This window comes from Phenylobacterium conjunctum (genome assembly GCF_042679085.1).
Lineage (GTDB): Bacteria > Pseudomonadota > Alphaproteobacteria > Caulobacterales > Caulobacteraceae > Phenylobacterium > Phenylobacterium conjunctum.
This window is the reverse complement of the sequence record NZ_JBHTLQ010000076.1, coordinates 1-13,138: the sequence shown is the minus strand read 5'-3', so window position 1 is coordinate 13,138 and position 13,138 is coordinate 1. Positions and strand designations below refer to the sequence as shown.

Genomic DNA, 13,138 nt, shown 5'->3' with positions numbered 1-13,138 from the left:
CTCGCCGCCGTGCGCAGCCCGGTTCCGCCCAGGCCGCTCTATCTGCGCGCGCCCGACGCCAAGCTGCCGGGCGGGCGGGAGCTGGGCGCATGACCCGCCTCAGCGCCGTCGGGCCAGAGGCCGCCGACACCCTGGCCGCCGTTCACTGGCAGGCGTTCACGCCCGGCTGGAGCGCCGCCGAGCTCACCGAGCTGCTGGACAGTCCCGGTGTTTTCGCCCTGCTGGCCCAGGCGGAAGAGCCCTGCGGCATGATCCTGTGCCGCGCTGTCGCCGGCGAAGCCGAGATCCTGACCCTGGCCGTGGCGCCTCCGGCGCGCCGCCAGGACCTGGCCCGCGACCTGGACGCCGCCGCCGCCGGCCTGGCGCGTCAGGCCAAGGCGGCGGAGATGTTCCTGGAAGTCGCCACCGACAACATCGCCGCGCTTCGCCTCTATGAGCAGGCGGGATTTCAGCGCGCGGGTCTGCGTCGGGGCTACTATGATCGTGGCGACGGCGTGCGCACCGATGCGGTGGTGATGCGCCTCGACCTTAACACGGCGGGTCCCGCCGCTTATCCTAAGGCTGACTGACTCGGGAGCCGCGCCAGTGGACCGTATTGAGAACCTCTGCGTCGAAAAGGGCATGCGCATGACGGACCAGCGCCGCGTGATCGCGCGCGTGCTGTCCAACGCCCACGACCACCCGGATGTGGAGGAGCTCTACCGCCGGTCTCACGCCATCGACCCGCACATCTCTATCGCCACCGTCTATCGCACCGTGCGCCTGTTCGAAGAGGCCGGAATCATCGCCCGGCACGACTTCCGGGACGGCCGCTCGCGCTATGAAGAGGCGACCGAAGTCCACCACGACCACCTGATCGACATGAAGACCGGCAAGGTCGTCGAGTTCGTCGACGAGGAGATCGAGGCCTTGCAGGAGGCCATCGCCCGCAAGCTCGGCTACAAGCTGGTGGACCACCGGCTGGAGCTCTACGGGACGCCGCTGGAGGAGTAGTGTGGCCGGGCTGCGCTTGCGCGCGCCCCGCCTCGACCCCATAACCCCAGCCATGACCGGGACCGCGCAGCAGAAGCGCCTCTTCATCAAGACCTACGGCTGTCAGATGAACGTCTATGACAGCGAGCGCATGGCCGACGTGCTGGCGCCGCTGGGCTATGGCGTCACCGACCAGCCGGACGACGCCGACCTTGTGGTGTTGAACACCTGCCACATCCGTGAGCGGGCGACCGAGAAGGTCTATTCCGAGCTCGGCAAGATCAAGGAGCTGCGCGAGGCCAGGCAGGAGGCCGGCGGCGGGCGGATGACTATCGCCGTGGCCGGCTGTGTCGCCCAGGCCGAGGGCGAGGAGATCATGCGTCGCCAGCCCGCCGTGGACCTGGTGGTCGGGCCGCAGGCCTATCACCAGCTGCCCGAGCTGATCGCCCGCGCCCATCGGGCGAGGGGCGAGCGCCTGGCCGCCGACTTCGCCGCTGAGGACAAGTTCGACGCCCTGCCGGCGACCCGCAATCCTGGCGGGGTCACCGCCTTCCTCACTGTTCAGGAAGGCTGCGACAAGTTCTGCACCTTCTGCGTGGTGCCCTATACCCGCGGCGCGGAGTGGTCGCGGCCGGTCGACAAGATCGTCGATGAAGCCAAGGCCCTGGCCGACAAGGGCGTGCGCGAGGTCACCCTGCTGGGCCAGAACGTCAACGCCTATGATGGTGACGGCGGCCCTGATGGAAAAGGATTGGCGGGGCTGGTGCGCAAGCTGGCGAAGATCCCTGGGCTCGACCGGATCCGCTACACCACCAGCCATCCGCGCGACATGGACGAGGCCCTGATCGCCGCCCATGCCGAGCTGCCGGAGCTGATGCCCTATCTGCACCTGCCGGTGCAGTCGGGGTCGGACAAGATCCTCAAGGCCATGAACCGGGGCCACACGGCTGAGGCCTATCTGAAGCTGATCGAGAAGATCCGCGCCGCCCGACCGGACATCGCCATGTCCTGCGACTTCATCGTCGGCTTCCCCGGCGAGCGCGACAGCGATTTCGAGGCGACCCTGAACCTGGTGCGCGAGGTGGGCTACGCCAGTTCCTTCTCGTTCAAGTATTCGCGCCGGCCCGGCACCCCGGCCGCGGCCATGCCCGGCCAGATCGCCGAAGAGGTCAAGGACGAGCGCCTGGCGCGCCTCAACGCCCTGATCGACGAGCAGCAGCGGGCGTTCAACGCCGCTCAGGTGGGCAAGGTCCTGCCGGTGCTGTTCGAGAAGAAAGGCCGTCATCCGGGCCAACTGAACGGCCGCAGCCCCTATCTGCAGGCGGTCCACGCCGAGGGGCCGGATCATCTGATCGGCCAGATCGTTCCGGTGCGGATCGAAGCGGCCGCCAAGATGAGCCTGGGCGGCGTTCTGGAGACCGCGCCCGCGTGAGCCGCAGCCCCGAATTCATCCCCCTGTCGGACGAAACCGTCCGCGCCGTCGCCGGACCGGCCAGCCGTCACGCCGCCCTGATGGAGGACGCCTTCGACGTCCTGATCGAGACCCCTGGCGGCGGGGTGTCGCTGAGCGGCGACGCCAAGGCACGCACTTCGGCCAAGCAGGTGATCGAAACCCTGGCCCGCCGCGTGGACCAGGGGCTGGAGGTGGCCGAGGCCGACGTGCGCGTGGCCATCGGCCAGGTGCGCACGGGCCGGGGCGCGGCGCCCGCCGGCCTGCCGTCCGGCCGTCGTGGCCAGGTGGCGCCCAAGACCGCGGCCCAGGCCCGCTATCTCGACGCCCTTGGCAAATGTGAGCTTGTATTCGGTTTGGGTCCGGCCGGCACCGGCAAGACCTTTCTGGCCGTGGCGCACGGCGCGGGCCTGTTGCTGCGCGGTGAGGTGGACCGGCTGATCGTCTCGCGCCCCGCCGTCGAGGCCGGGGAGCGGCTGGGGTTCCTGCCCGGCGACCTGTCGGAGAAGGTCGACCCCTATATGGCGCCGGTCTGGGAGGCCTTGACCGATATCCTGGGCGTCGACCAGTTCCGCCGCCGCCGGGAAAAGGGCGAGATCGAGCTCGCCCCCATCGCCTTCATGCGCGGCCGCACCCTGGCGCATGCCTTCGTCATCGTTGACGAGGCGCAGAACTGCTCGCGCCTGCAGATGAAGATGGTCCTGACCCGGCTGGGCGAGGGCGCGCGCATGGTGGTGACCGGCGACCCCAGCCAGTGCGACCTGCCCAACCCCGCCGATTCCGGCCTGGCCCACGCGGTCAGCCTGCTGGATGGGGTCAAGGGCGTGGGCGTGGCCCGGTTCGCCACCGAGGACGTGGTCCGCCATCCGCTGGTGGAGCGGATCGTGCGGGCCTACGAGGCCGACCAGGCCAAGACGACGCAAGCCCGCAAGCGCCGGTCGGGGGAGGCCGAGGCCTCTTGATCGACATCGAGATCGAGGATGGCCGCTGGGAGGACGCCGAGCCGGACGTCGCCGCCTTGGCCGAAGAGGTGGCGATCGCCGCCCTGGAGGCGTCCGACTTCCAGGGTTCGGTGGTGATCCTGTTCACCGATGACGTGGCCCAACAGGCCCTGAACCTGCAGTTCCGGGGCAAGGACAAGTCCACCAACGTGCTGTCCTTTCCGGCGCCGACCAATCCCGAGGGCCACCTGGGCGACATCTCGCTGGCCTTCGAGACCTGTGAGGCCGAGGCTCGGGAGCAGGGCAAGACCTTCTCCCACCACCTGCAACACCTCGTGGCGCACGGGGTGCTACATCTTGTAGGGTACGATCACGAGACCGACGACGAGGCCGAGATCATGGAAGGCCTTGAGCGGGAAATTCTGGCCGGTCTGGGGGCGCCTGACCCCTATGCGGCCGAGCGGGGAGATGATGGCGAGTCCTGAAGAGCCGAGCCCGGAGCCGCGACCAAGCCGGGGCGTGCGCGCCCTTCTCCGCCGCCTGAGAGGCAAGGCGGCTATTGATCCAGCCCCCACGCCCGACGTCACCGGCGGCCGGCTGGTGGACCAGGCCCAGGCTTTCCAGTCCCTGCGGGTGGACGACGTGATGACGCCGCGCGCCGACATTGTCGCCGTGGAGCTGTCGACCCCGTTCTCTGAACTGGTGGAGCAGTTCCTCGAGGCTGAGCACTCGCGGATGCCGATCTATCGCGAGACCCTCGACGATCCGGTGGGGGTGGTTCACGTCAAGGACGTCTTCAAGCTGATGGCGACGCCGGCCAAGGGCCGCGCCAAGCCGCCGGGGCCCGAGGCGACTGTGCTGCAGAAACTGCGGCGGGACGCCCTCTATGTGCCGGCCTCCATGCGCGCCGCCGACCTGCTTCTGCGGATGCAGGGCTCACGCATCCACATGGCTCTGGTGATCGACGAGTTCGGCGGCACCGACGGCCTGGTCACCCTCGAGGACCTGGTCGAGGCTGTGGTCGGCGAAATCGACGATGAGCACGATGAGGCCCAGGCCGCGGGCGTCATCGCCCGGCCGGGCGGGGTGTTCGAGGTTGAGGGCCGGACCCCCCTGGACGAGCTGGAGACCGCCGTCGGCCGGGAGCTGGCCCCGCCGGATCTCGAGGAAGAAATCGACACGGTGGCCGGCCTGGTCATCGCCATCGCCGGCCGTGTGCCGCAGCGGGGCGAGGTCATCACCCACCCCGACGGCTACGAGTTCCAGGTGATCGACGCCGACCCCCGGCGGGTGAAGCGGGTGCGCCTGCGGCCGGTCGCGCCGCCTGAACCCGAAAAGGCCGAGGAGGCTTGAGGCTCTCGCCGGCCTGGTTCTCGTTCGACCGGCTTTCGCCCGTCTGGCGGCCGCGCCTGATCGCCCTGGGCGCGGGCCTGGCCTGCGGCCTGGCCCATCCGCCCTTCGGGATCCTGCCGGGTCTGCTCGGCTACGCCGTGCTGCTGCATCTGCTGGAAGGGCAGGGCGAGCGACCCCTGCGCCAGGCCTTCTTGCGCGGCTGGCTGGCCGGGGTCGGCTATTTCGCGGTTGGGGTCTGGTGGATCACCGAGCCCTTCATGGTGGACGCCGCCGCCCAGGGCTGGATGGCGCCCTTCGCCCTGTTGCTGATGGGCGGGGGCCTGGCCCTGTTCTGGGGGCTGGCGGCCCTGTTGCACCGGTTGGCGGCGCCCAGGGGCTGGACACGGCCCTTCGTGTTCGCCGGCGCCCTGACCCTGACCGAGTTTCTGCGCGGCCACATCCTGACCGGATTTCCATGGAACCTGCCGGGCGAGACCTGGGCGGCGGGCTCGGCTCCGTCCCAGGCTGCGGCCTATGTGGGCGCCTATGGCCTGACCTGGATGACGGTGGCCCTGGCCTCAAGCTTTGTCCTGCTGCGCGCGCCCGACCGGTCGGCGCGCATGCGGGCGGCCGTGGGGATCGCGGGCGCCCTTGGGCTGCTCTATGGCGCCGGCGCGGTCCGCCTGGCCCATAGCCCTGCGCCCGCCCCGGACGCCCCGCGCATCCGCCTGGTCCAGGCCAATATCGACCAGAAGGAGAAGTGGCGGCCCGAGAACCTGAACCAGATCTTCGCCACCTATCTGGAGCTGACGGCGCGGCCCGGCGCGCCGGATGTGATCGTCTGGCCCGAGGGCGCCCTGCCGGCGGTGATCGACGACCTGCTGGTTCCCGGCCGCGGCTACCTGGAAGGCCTGACCCGGACCCTGAAGCCCGGCCAGACCCTGATGACCGGCGCCAATCGCGTCGGTCCGGGCCCAGATGGGCGGACCCTCTATTACAACAGCCTGATCGCCCTGCGCCGCGAGGCGCCAGGCCTTGTGCTGACCGGCGTCTACGACAAGCATCGGCTGGTGCCGTTTGGCGAGTTCCTGCCCCTGGGCGGTCTGGCCGGAAAGCTGGGGATCCGCAGCCTCGTGCACATGCCCGAGGACTTCACCGCCGGGGCGGAGCCGGCCCCGCTGCAGCCCCAGGGCGTGCCCGCCCTGCAGCCGCTTATCTGCTATGAGGCGCTGTTTCCGGGCTTCACGCGCCAGGCCGCGCGGCGCGGGGGCCGGCCCGCCTGGATCCTGAATGTCTCCAACGACGCCTGGTTCGGCGGCGGCAGCGGTCCGCTGCAGCATCTGAACATCGCCGCCTATCGCGCCATTGAGGAAGGCCTGCCCATCGCACGGGCCACCCCCACCGGCGTCACCGCCATGATCGACGCCTCCGGCCGCATCCTGCCGGGCAAGCGCCTGGGCCTTGGCGGCTTTGGGGTGGTGGATGCGCAGCTGCCCGCCGCCCGGCCGCCGACGCCCTATTCGCGTCACGGTGAAACATTCACCGCCATCTTGCTGCTGCTTTCCGTCGCCATGGCGGGTGTCGGGCGTCGCGACCGCAAATGAGAAATTGACGCGAACGTCGATATTTTTGACGGTCCTTCGCCGGCTCAGCTAAGGGGTGATTCATGGCCAAGGATCTCGACGTCGACCGAACCCCCAACCCCGTCGACCTGCATGTGGGTCTGCGCATTCGCCTGCGACGCAAGGAACTGGGCGTCAGCCAGGAAAAGCTGGCCGACGCCATCGGCCTGACATTCCAGCAGATTCAGAAGTACGAGCGCGCCGCCAACCGGGTCTCGGCCTCCAAGCTGTGGGAGATGGCCCGGGCCCTCGACACCACCATCGGCTACTTTTTTGAAGGCCTTGGCGACGCGGCGCTGAGCGCGCCCGGCGAGCCCCAGGCGCCCCCCGCCCACGCCTTCCTTCTGACGCCTGAAGGCCTGGAGCTGGCCGCGGCCTTTCCGAAGATCCGACGCTCGCGCGTGCGTCGCCGCATCCTCGACCTGGTGCGGACCATGACCGAAGACGAGGACGACGCCGCGCCGGCCGAATAGGCGCAATTCCCGCGGCCGAGGATCGCGCTTGCGGGATATAAAGATTTCTTTATAGGTTTCCGAAATGATCCGAACGCCCCGATTTCGGGGCTTTTGCGCCTATTCGGGAGTCTCCTCTTGAGCCGTTCCTCCTACATCTTCACCAGCGAAAGCGTCTCCGAAGGCCATCCGGACAAGGTGGCCGACCGGATCAGCGACACCGTGGTCGACGCCTTCCTGTCCGTGGAGCCCGAGGCGCGGGTCGCCTGCGAGACCCTGGTGACCACCAACCGCATCGTGCTGGCCGGCGAAGTCCGCGCCGCCAAGCCGGGCGCGTCCAAGGACGAGAACAAGAAGCTGACCAAGGAGATCGTCAGCTCCCTGGAGCCCAAGGTCCGCGCGGCCATCCAGGACATCGGCTACGAGCAGAAGGGCTTTCACTGGGCCAAGGCCAAGTACGCGTGCCACCTGCACGCCCAATCGGCCCACATCGCCCAGGGCGTTGATGCGTCCAACAAGAAGGACGAAGGCGCCGGCGACCAGGGCATCATGTTCGGCTACGCCTGCGACGAGACGCCGGAGCTGATGCCGGCGACCCTGCAATACTCGCACAACATCCTGAAGAAGCTGGCCGAGGTCCGTCATTCGGGTGAGGTCGAGGCCCTGGAGCCCGACGCCAAGAGCCAGGTGACCCTGCTGTACCAGGACGGCCGCCCGGTCGAGGTGCTGCAGATCGTGGTCTCCACCCAGCACAAGAAACGGATCGGCCTGCATTCGGCCTCGCCGAAGCGGGTGAAGGACCTGATCCAGCCCTATGTGGAAAGCGTCTTCCCGTCGGGCCTGATCACCAAGAAGACCAAGTGGCACGTCAACCCGACCGGCCGCTTCGAGATCGGCGGCCCGGACGGCGACGCCGGCCTGACCGGCCGCAAGATCATCGTCGACACCTACGGCGGCGCGGCCCCGCACGGCGGCGGCGCCTTCTCGGGCAAGGACCCGACCAAGGTGGACCGCTCGGCGGCCTATGCCTGCCGCTATCTGGCTAAGAACGTCGTGGCCGCCGGCCTGGCGCGCAAGTGCACCATCCAGATCAGCTACGCCATCGGCGTGGCCCAGCCGCTGAGCTTCTATGTCGACCTGCATGAGACCGGCGAGATCGATCCGGCGAAGCTGGAAAAGGTGCTGCCGGAGCTGATCGGCGGCGCTACGCCCCGCGCCATCCGCGAGCACCTGGCCCTGAATCGGCCGATCTACGCCCGCACCGCGGCCTATGGCCACTTCGGCCGCACGCCGGACGCCGAGGGCGGCTTCTCCTGGGAGAAGACCGACCTGGTCGCGGCGCTGAAGTCGCTGGCCTAAAGCCCGACCGATCTTTAGAGGGGCGCGGATGGACGACCGCCATCCGCCCCTTCGATCCTTCGGCCGCATCAAGTCCCGGCCGATCAAGCCGCGTCAGGCGGCCCTGATGGACAGTCTGCTGCCGCAGATCCGCTGTCCCGACACCCCCTTTGATCCCAAGAGTCTGAAGCCCGACGCCCGCGAGGTGTGGCTGGAGATCGGCTTTGGCGGCGGCGAGCATATGGCCGCCCAGGCCGCCCGCGCCCGCGATGTGCTGATCCTGGGCGCCGAGCCGTTCCAGAACGGCGTGGCCAGCGCCCTGCGCCATATCGACGAGGCGGGCCTTGGCAATGTGCGGCTGTGGGACGGCGATGTGCGCGAGATGATCGCGCGGCTGCCGGACGGCTGCCTGGACCGCGTCTTCATCCTGTTCCCAGACCCGTGGCCCAAGGCCCGGCACCACAAGCGCAGGCTGGTGAGCGCGGAAATGCTGGTCGAGCTGGCGCGGGTGCTGAAGCCGGGCGGCCGGCTGCGGTTCGCCACCGACTGGGCGGACTATGCGGACTGGACGCTGGAGCGGATCATCGCCTCGCCGGCCTTCGCCTGGCAGGCGGAACGGGCCGACGACTGGCGCACTCCGCCAGCCGACCACGTCACCACGCGCTATGAAGAAAAAAAGCTGGGCGACTGTGCGCCCGTGTTCCTCGAGGCGGTGCGGATTTAGGCCCTAACCGGTGTCATCCCGGTTTCGGCGAAGCCCCCCGGGTCCGGCCGATGGCCGGCCCGAGGACAGGCCACGACCCGGGACCAGAGACACCGATCCATCCGGAACGCCCCGCGCATCTGGCTCCCGGACAAGCGCTGCGCGCTTTCCGGGATGACACCGGAGCGCCTCAGCCGACCTTGGCGTTGTAACGCTCGATGGACTGGCGAATGATTTCGCCGGTCTCTTCGGGGTCGGCCCAGCGGACGATCTCGACGCTCTTGCCCTTCTCCAGGTCCTTGTAGTGCTGGAAGAAGTGGGCGATCTGCTCGGTCAGGATGGCCGGCAGGGAGCGCCAGCTTTCCACGCCGGCGTAGAACGGGTGGAGCTTGTCCACCGGCACGGCCAGGATCTTCTCGTCGCCGCCGGCCTCGTCGACCATCATCAGGCAACCGATCGGGCGGCAGCGGATGATCGCGCCCGGCACGACCGGGGTCGGGCCCACCACCAGGATGTCGGCGGGGTCGCCGTCGTCCGACAGGGTGTGCGGGATGAAGCCGTAGTTGCCCGGATAGAACATCGCGGTGTGCAGGAAGCGGTCGACGAAGATCGCGCCCGACTCCTTGTCGAGCTCGTACTTCACCGGCTCGCCGCCCTGCGGGATCTCGATAATGGCGTTGACGTCGTAGGGCGGGTTCACGCCGACGGGAATCTTGGACAGGTCCATGGGGAGGATCGCCTTTTCACACACAGGGGAAAGGAAGTGGCGCGGCTTGTGGACCAAGAACGCAGGCGAGGGAAGAGGCCCCCGTGACAAACCCCGCCGATAGGGCTATATGACCTGCAACATCGTCCGTAGCGCTGGATAGCGCTTACGAGCGGCGGGCTCCGGCCCAGCCGCTTTTTTGTTGGCCGGAGGGCCGAAGAGTACATGCGCGGCAAGACCGCTGAAGACCGATCGCTCGTAGAGCTGCTCGACCCCGTGGTCGAGGCCGCCGGCTATGAGATTGTCCGCCTGCGCCTGATGGGCGGCGAGCAGACACGCCGGCTGCAGATCATGGCCGAGACCCCCCAGGGCGACATGAACGTCGAGGACTGCGCGCGCCTGTCCCGCGCCGTCTCCGAGGTGCTGGACGCCGCCGACCCGATCAAGGGCGAATACGTGCTGGAAGTCTCGTCCCCCGGCGTCGACCGGCCGCTGACCCGGCTGAAGGATTTCGACACCTATGAAGGCTTCGAAGCCCGGCTGGAGCTGGACCGCATGGCCGAGGGCCGCAAGCGGTTCAAGGGCGTGCTGGCCGGGGTCGAGGGCGACGCCGTGGCCATCGACCTGGAAGGCGAGGAAGAGACCGCTCTCATCCCCTTCGCCTGGGTGATCGACGCCAAGCTGGTGCTGAACGACAAGCTGATGAAGCGCGGCGCCGACGAGCGCGCCCAGCGCCTCGCAGCCGATACACAACAATCTTCCGACGATGAGGACTGACCCATGAGCCTGACCGGCATTTCGGCCAACCGGCTGGAGCTTCTGCAGATCGCTGAAGCCGTGGCCCGCGAGAAGTCCATCGACAAGGAAGTCGTGATCGAGGCGATCGAAGAGGCGATCCAGAAGGGCGCCCGCGCCCGCTACGGCGCCGAGCACGACATCCGCGTGCGCATCGACCCCAAGACCGGCGAGACCATCGTCAAGCGCGTGATCACCGTGGTCCCTGACGACGTGGTGTACGAGAGCGCCGATGGCGAGGCCCCCGGCGAGGAGCCCCCGGGCGTGCGCCGCCTGGCCGACGCCCTGCGCACCGACAAGGAAGCCTTTGTCGGCAAGATCTATGAAGAGATCCTGCCGCCCTTCGAGTTCGGCCGGGTGCAGACCCAGATGGCCCGCCAGGTGGTGACTGGCAAGGTCCGCGAGGCCGAGCGCGAGCGCCAGTACGAAGAGTTCAAGGACCGCGTGGGCGAGATCGTCAACGGCGTGGTCAAGCGGGTCGAGTACGGCAACACCGTCGTGGACCTGGGCCGCGGTGAAGGCATCATGCGCCGCGACCAGTCGATCCCGCGCGAGAACTTCAATATCGGCGACCGGATCCGCTGCTACATCTACGATGTCCGCCGCGAGACCAAGGGTCCGCAGATCCTGCTGAGCCGCGCCCACGGCGGCTTCATGGCCAAGCTGTTCGCCCAGGAAGTGCCGGAAGTCTATGACGGGGTGATCGAGATCCGCGCCGTGGCCCGCGATCCCGGCAGCCGCGCCAAGATGGCCGTGGTCTCCAATGACAGCTCCATCGACCCCGTCGGCGCCTGCGTCGGCATGCGCGGCTCGCGCGTGCAGGCGGTGGTGGCCGAGCTGCAGGGCGAGAAGATCGACATCATCCAGTGGAGCCCGGACGAGGCGACCTTCATCGTCAACGGCCTGGCCCCGGCCGAAGTCTCCAAGGTCGTCATGGACGAGGAGGACGAGCGCGTCGAAGTGGTGGTGCCGGACGAACAGCTGTCGCTGGCCATCGGCCGCCGCGGCCAGAACGTCCGCCTGGCCTCCCAGCTGACCGGCTGGCAGATCGATATCATGACCGAGAGCCAGGAGAGCGAGCGCCGCCAGCGCGAGTTCACCGAGCGCACCGCCCTGTTCCAGGAAGCCCTGGACGTGGACGAGGTGATCGCCCAGCTGCTGGTCACTGAAGGTTTCGCCTCGGTCGAGGACGTGGCCTATGTGGACAACTCCGAAGTCGCCGCGATCGAAGGCTTCGACGAGGAGACCGCCGAGGAAATCCAGGCGCGGGCCCGCGACTTCCTCGAAAAGGAAGCCGCCGAGCTGGACGCCAAGCGCCGCGAACTGGGCGTGGAGGACGGCCTCCTGGAAATCGAAGGCGTCACCCTGCCGGTGGCCGTGGCCCTGGGCGCCGGCGACGTGAAGTCGGTGGAAGACCTGGCCGGCCTGGTGCCGGACGATCTGCGCGGCTGGTTCGAGACCAAGAACGGCGAGCGCGTGCGCGAGGCGGGCATCCTGGAGGCCTTCGGTCTGGATCCGGCCGAGGCTGAGGCCCTGATCATGCGCGCCCGCGTGGCCATGGGCTGGGTCGAGGCCCCGCCCACCGTGGTCGAGGAAGAGATCGAGGCCGAGCTGTCCGAAGAGGACCAGGTATTCGGCCAGCCCGCCCAGTCGGCTGACCCGGAGGCCTAAGACCGCGTGACCGCCGCTCCCGACATTCCGGCTGACGCCGGTCCAGGCCCCCGCGCCCGGACCCTGGCCGAAGCCGCGCGCGAGCGGCGGGACCTGGTCACCGGTGAGGTGATGGCCGAGGAGCGGTTGATCCGCTTCGTGGCCGGCCCGGACGGCGTCGTGGTGCCGGACCTGGCGCGCAAGCTGCCTGGCCGGGGGATGTGGGTCGCCGCGGACCGCGCCTCGGTGGAGACCGCGGCCCGTAAGGGTCTGTTCTCCCGCTCCGCCAAGGCCAAGCTCTCGGCGCCCGCCGACCTCGCCGACCAGGTGGACCATCTGCTCCGCCGGCGAGTGCTGGACGCCCTTGGGCTTGCGAAGCGGGCCGGAGACCTTATTTCAGGCTTTGAGAAGGTCGCCGCCGCCCTGGAATCCGGCAAGGTCGCCTGGCTGGTCGAGGCCAGCGACGGCGCTCCGGACGGTCGACGCAAGATCATGGCTGTGGCCCGCAGGTCACCCGGAACCCCCCGTCTGCTGGCTGTCTACGCCGCCGAGGAATTGGGTTTGGCCTTAGGCGGCGAGAATGTGATACACACCGCCTTCCTTGCGGGGCGCGGCGCCGATCGTTGGACTTTCGACGTCCTGCGGTTATCAGGCTTCCGCCCGCTCCTTCCCGAGAGTTGGCGCGAGGAGCCGTGGCGAGCGGAGCAGGATCCTGTTCCGCGCGCCTGATGGTATTTGAAAGGCCCGGGATCCGCCCGGGATGAAGTAAAGCGAGCGCATGAGCGACGAGAACGACAACGGCCGACCCTCCGCCCCTGGCGGACGCGCGCCCCTGACCCTGAAGCCCCGCACGGGCGGCGGTTCGGTGAGCGCGGGCACCGTGAAGCAGAGCTTCAGCCACGGCCGATCCAAGACTGTGGTCGTCGAGACCAAGCGCGCCCGGCCGCATTCCGCGCCGAGCGGCAACCTCGCCGCCCCGTCCTCCGCCGAGAAGCGGACCTTCACGCCGGCGCCGAGCGGCCCGCGCCCCTCGGGCGGCGGCGCTGAGGGCAACCTGTCGGCCGAGGAAATGCGCGCTCGCCAGCGCGCCATTGAGCTCGCCCGTGAACATCAGGCCCGCCAGGCCGCCGAGCAGCAGGCCCGTGAGGAACGCGCCCGCGCCGAGGCCGCCGCCCAG

General features: G+C 68.9%; 15 protein-coding genes. 14 read left to right on the top strand and 1 reads right to left on the bottom strand.

Annotated elements, in window-relative coordinates; translation table 11 throughout:
* The first annotated feature begins 89 nt into the window (after positions 1-89).
* The 10 genes from ACFQ27_RS19325 (at position 90) to trmB (ending at position 8,831) form a co-directional block, all read left to right on the top strand.
* Positions 90-569 carry a GNAT family N-acetyltransferase gene (locus tag ACFQ27_RS19325; protein ID WP_377354723.1) on the top strand — a complete coding sequence of 160 codons (480 nt, stop codon included), beginning with the start codon at positions 90-92 and terminating at the stop codon, positions 567-569.
* 16 nt (positions 570-585) lie between these two features.
* Complete coding sequence (locus ACFQ27_RS19320) at positions 586-993, top strand: Fur family transcriptional regulator (protein WP_374343892.1); 408 nt, start codon at positions 586-588, stop codon at positions 991-993.
* A gap of 52 nt (positions 994-1,045) precedes the next feature.
* Entirely contained in the window at positions 1,046-2,404 is a 1,359-nt protein-coding gene (miaB, locus tag ACFQ27_RS19315) for a tRNA (N6-isopentenyl adenosine(37)-C2)-methylthiotransferase MiaB (RefSeq protein WP_377354722.1), read from the top strand.
* Positions 2,401-3,384, top strand: a complete 984-nt coding sequence (locus ACFQ27_RS19310) for a PhoH family protein (protein ID WP_374343887.1) — start codon at positions 2,401-2,403, stop codon at positions 3,382-3,384. Before miaB ends, ACFQ27_RS19310 begins: the two co-directional genes overlap by 4 nt.
* A 5-nt stretch (positions 3,385-3,389) precedes the next feature.
* Complete coding sequence (gene ybeY / locus ACFQ27_RS19305) at positions 3,390-3,848, top strand: rRNA maturation RNase YbeY (RefSeq protein WP_377354725.1); 459 nt, start codon at positions 3,390-3,392, stop codon at positions 3,846-3,848.
* Positions 3,835-4,716, top strand: a complete 882-nt coding sequence (locus ACFQ27_RS19300; RefSeq protein ID WP_374343885.1) for a hemolysin family protein — start codon at positions 3,835-3,837, stop codon at positions 4,714-4,716. Before ybeY ends, ACFQ27_RS19300 begins: the two co-directional genes overlap by 14 nt.
* Complete coding sequence (lnt, locus tag ACFQ27_RS19295) at positions 4,713-6,299, top strand: apolipoprotein N-acyltransferase (protein ID WP_377354721.1); 1,587 nt, start codon at positions 4,713-4,715, stop codon at positions 6,297-6,299. Before ACFQ27_RS19300 ends, lnt begins: the two co-directional genes overlap by 4 nt.
* Positions 6,300-6,361: 62 nt before the next feature.
* Positions 6,362-6,790 (top strand): helix-turn-helix domain-containing protein, encoded by a 429-nt coding sequence (locus ACFQ27_RS19290; RefSeq protein ID WP_374343881.1) that lies wholly within the window; start codon positions 6,362-6,364, stop codon positions 6,788-6,790.
* Positions 6,791-6,907: 117 nt separating this feature from the next.
* Positions 6,908-8,128, top strand: a complete 1,221-nt coding sequence (gene metK / locus ACFQ27_RS19285; protein ID WP_374343879.1) for a methionine adenosyltransferase — start codon at positions 6,908-6,910, stop codon at positions 8,126-8,128.
* A 28-nt stretch (positions 8,129-8,156) separates the two neighbouring features.
* The gene (gene trmB / locus ACFQ27_RS19280) at positions 8,157-8,831 is read left to right on the top strand and encodes a tRNA (guanosine(46)-N7)-methyltransferase TrmB (protein ID WP_377354720.1); all 675 of its coding nucleotides are present in this window, start codon (positions 8,157-8,159) and stop codon (positions 8,829-8,831) included.
* A 169-nt stretch (positions 8,832-9,000) separates the two neighbouring features.
* Here the strand turns inward: trmB and ppa are convergent, their stop codons facing one another.
* Positions 9,001-9,537, bottom strand: a complete 537-nt coding sequence (ppa, locus tag ACFQ27_RS19275) for an inorganic diphosphatase (RefSeq protein WP_374343875.1) — start codon at positions 9,535-9,537, stop codon at positions 9,001-9,003.
* Positions 9,538-9,741: 204 nt separating this feature from the next.
* Between ppa and rimP the strand changes: the two genes are divergently transcribed.
* From rimP to ACFQ27_RS19255, 4 genes are all read left to right on the top strand, one after another.
* A complete protein-coding gene (rimP, locus tag ACFQ27_RS19270; protein WP_374343873.1) occupies positions 9,742-10,293 on the top strand; it encodes a ribosome maturation factor RimP in 552 nt (183 codons plus the stop codon).
* A 3-nt stretch (positions 10,294-10,296) separates the two neighbouring features.
* Complete coding sequence (gene nusA / locus ACFQ27_RS19265; RefSeq protein ID WP_374343871.1) at positions 10,297-11,982, top strand: transcription termination factor NusA; 1,686 nt, start codon at positions 10,297-10,299, stop codon at positions 11,980-11,982.
* Between the two features lie 111 nt (positions 11,983-12,093).
* On the top strand, positions 12,094-12,690 hold the full coding sequence (locus ACFQ27_RS19260) for an RNA-binding protein (protein WP_377354724.1): 597 nt from the start codon (positions 12,094-12,096) through the stop codon (positions 12,688-12,690).
* A gap of 49 nt (positions 12,691-12,739) precedes the next feature.
* Positions 12,740-13,138, top strand: a 399-nt coding sequence (locus tag ACFQ27_RS19255; protein ID WP_377354719.1) for an IF-2-associated domain-containing protein, incomplete at its 3' end; no start/stop codon positions are given.

Coding starts and splice junctions, on each gene's coding strand:
- ACFQ27_RS19260 (WP_377354724.1), top strand. CDS start 12,094: ATGGCCGAGGAGCGGTTGATCCGCTTCGTGGCCGGCCCGGACGGCGTC.
- nusA (WP_374343871.1), top strand. CDS start 10,297: ATGAGCCTGACCGGCATTTCGGCCAACCGGCTGGAGCTTCTGCAGATC.
- trmB (WP_377354720.1), top strand. CDS start 8,157: ATGGACGACCGCCATCCGCCCCTTCGATCCTTCGGCCGCATCAAGTCC.
- ppa (WP_374343875.1), bottom strand. CDS start 9,537: ATGGACCTGTCCAAGATTCCCGTCGGCGTGAACCCGCCCTACGACGTC.
- ACFQ27_RS19290 (WP_374343881.1), top strand. CDS start 6,362: ATGGCCAAGGATCTCGACGTCGACCGAACCCCCAACCCCGTCGACCTG.
- ACFQ27_RS19325 (WP_377354723.1), top strand. CDS start 90: ATGACCCGCCTCAGCGCCGTCGGGCCAGAGGCCGCCGACACCCTGGCC.
- ACFQ27_RS19300 (WP_374343885.1), top strand. CDS start 3,835: ATGGCGAGTCCTGAAGAGCCGAGCCCGGAGCCGCGACCAAGCCGGGGC.
- miaB (WP_377354722.1), top strand. CDS start 1,046: ATGACCGGGACCGCGCAGCAGAAGCGCCTCTTCATCAAGACCTACGGC.
- rimP (WP_374343873.1), top strand. CDS start 9,742: ATGCGCGGCAAGACCGCTGAAGACCGATCGCTCGTAGAGCTGCTCGAC.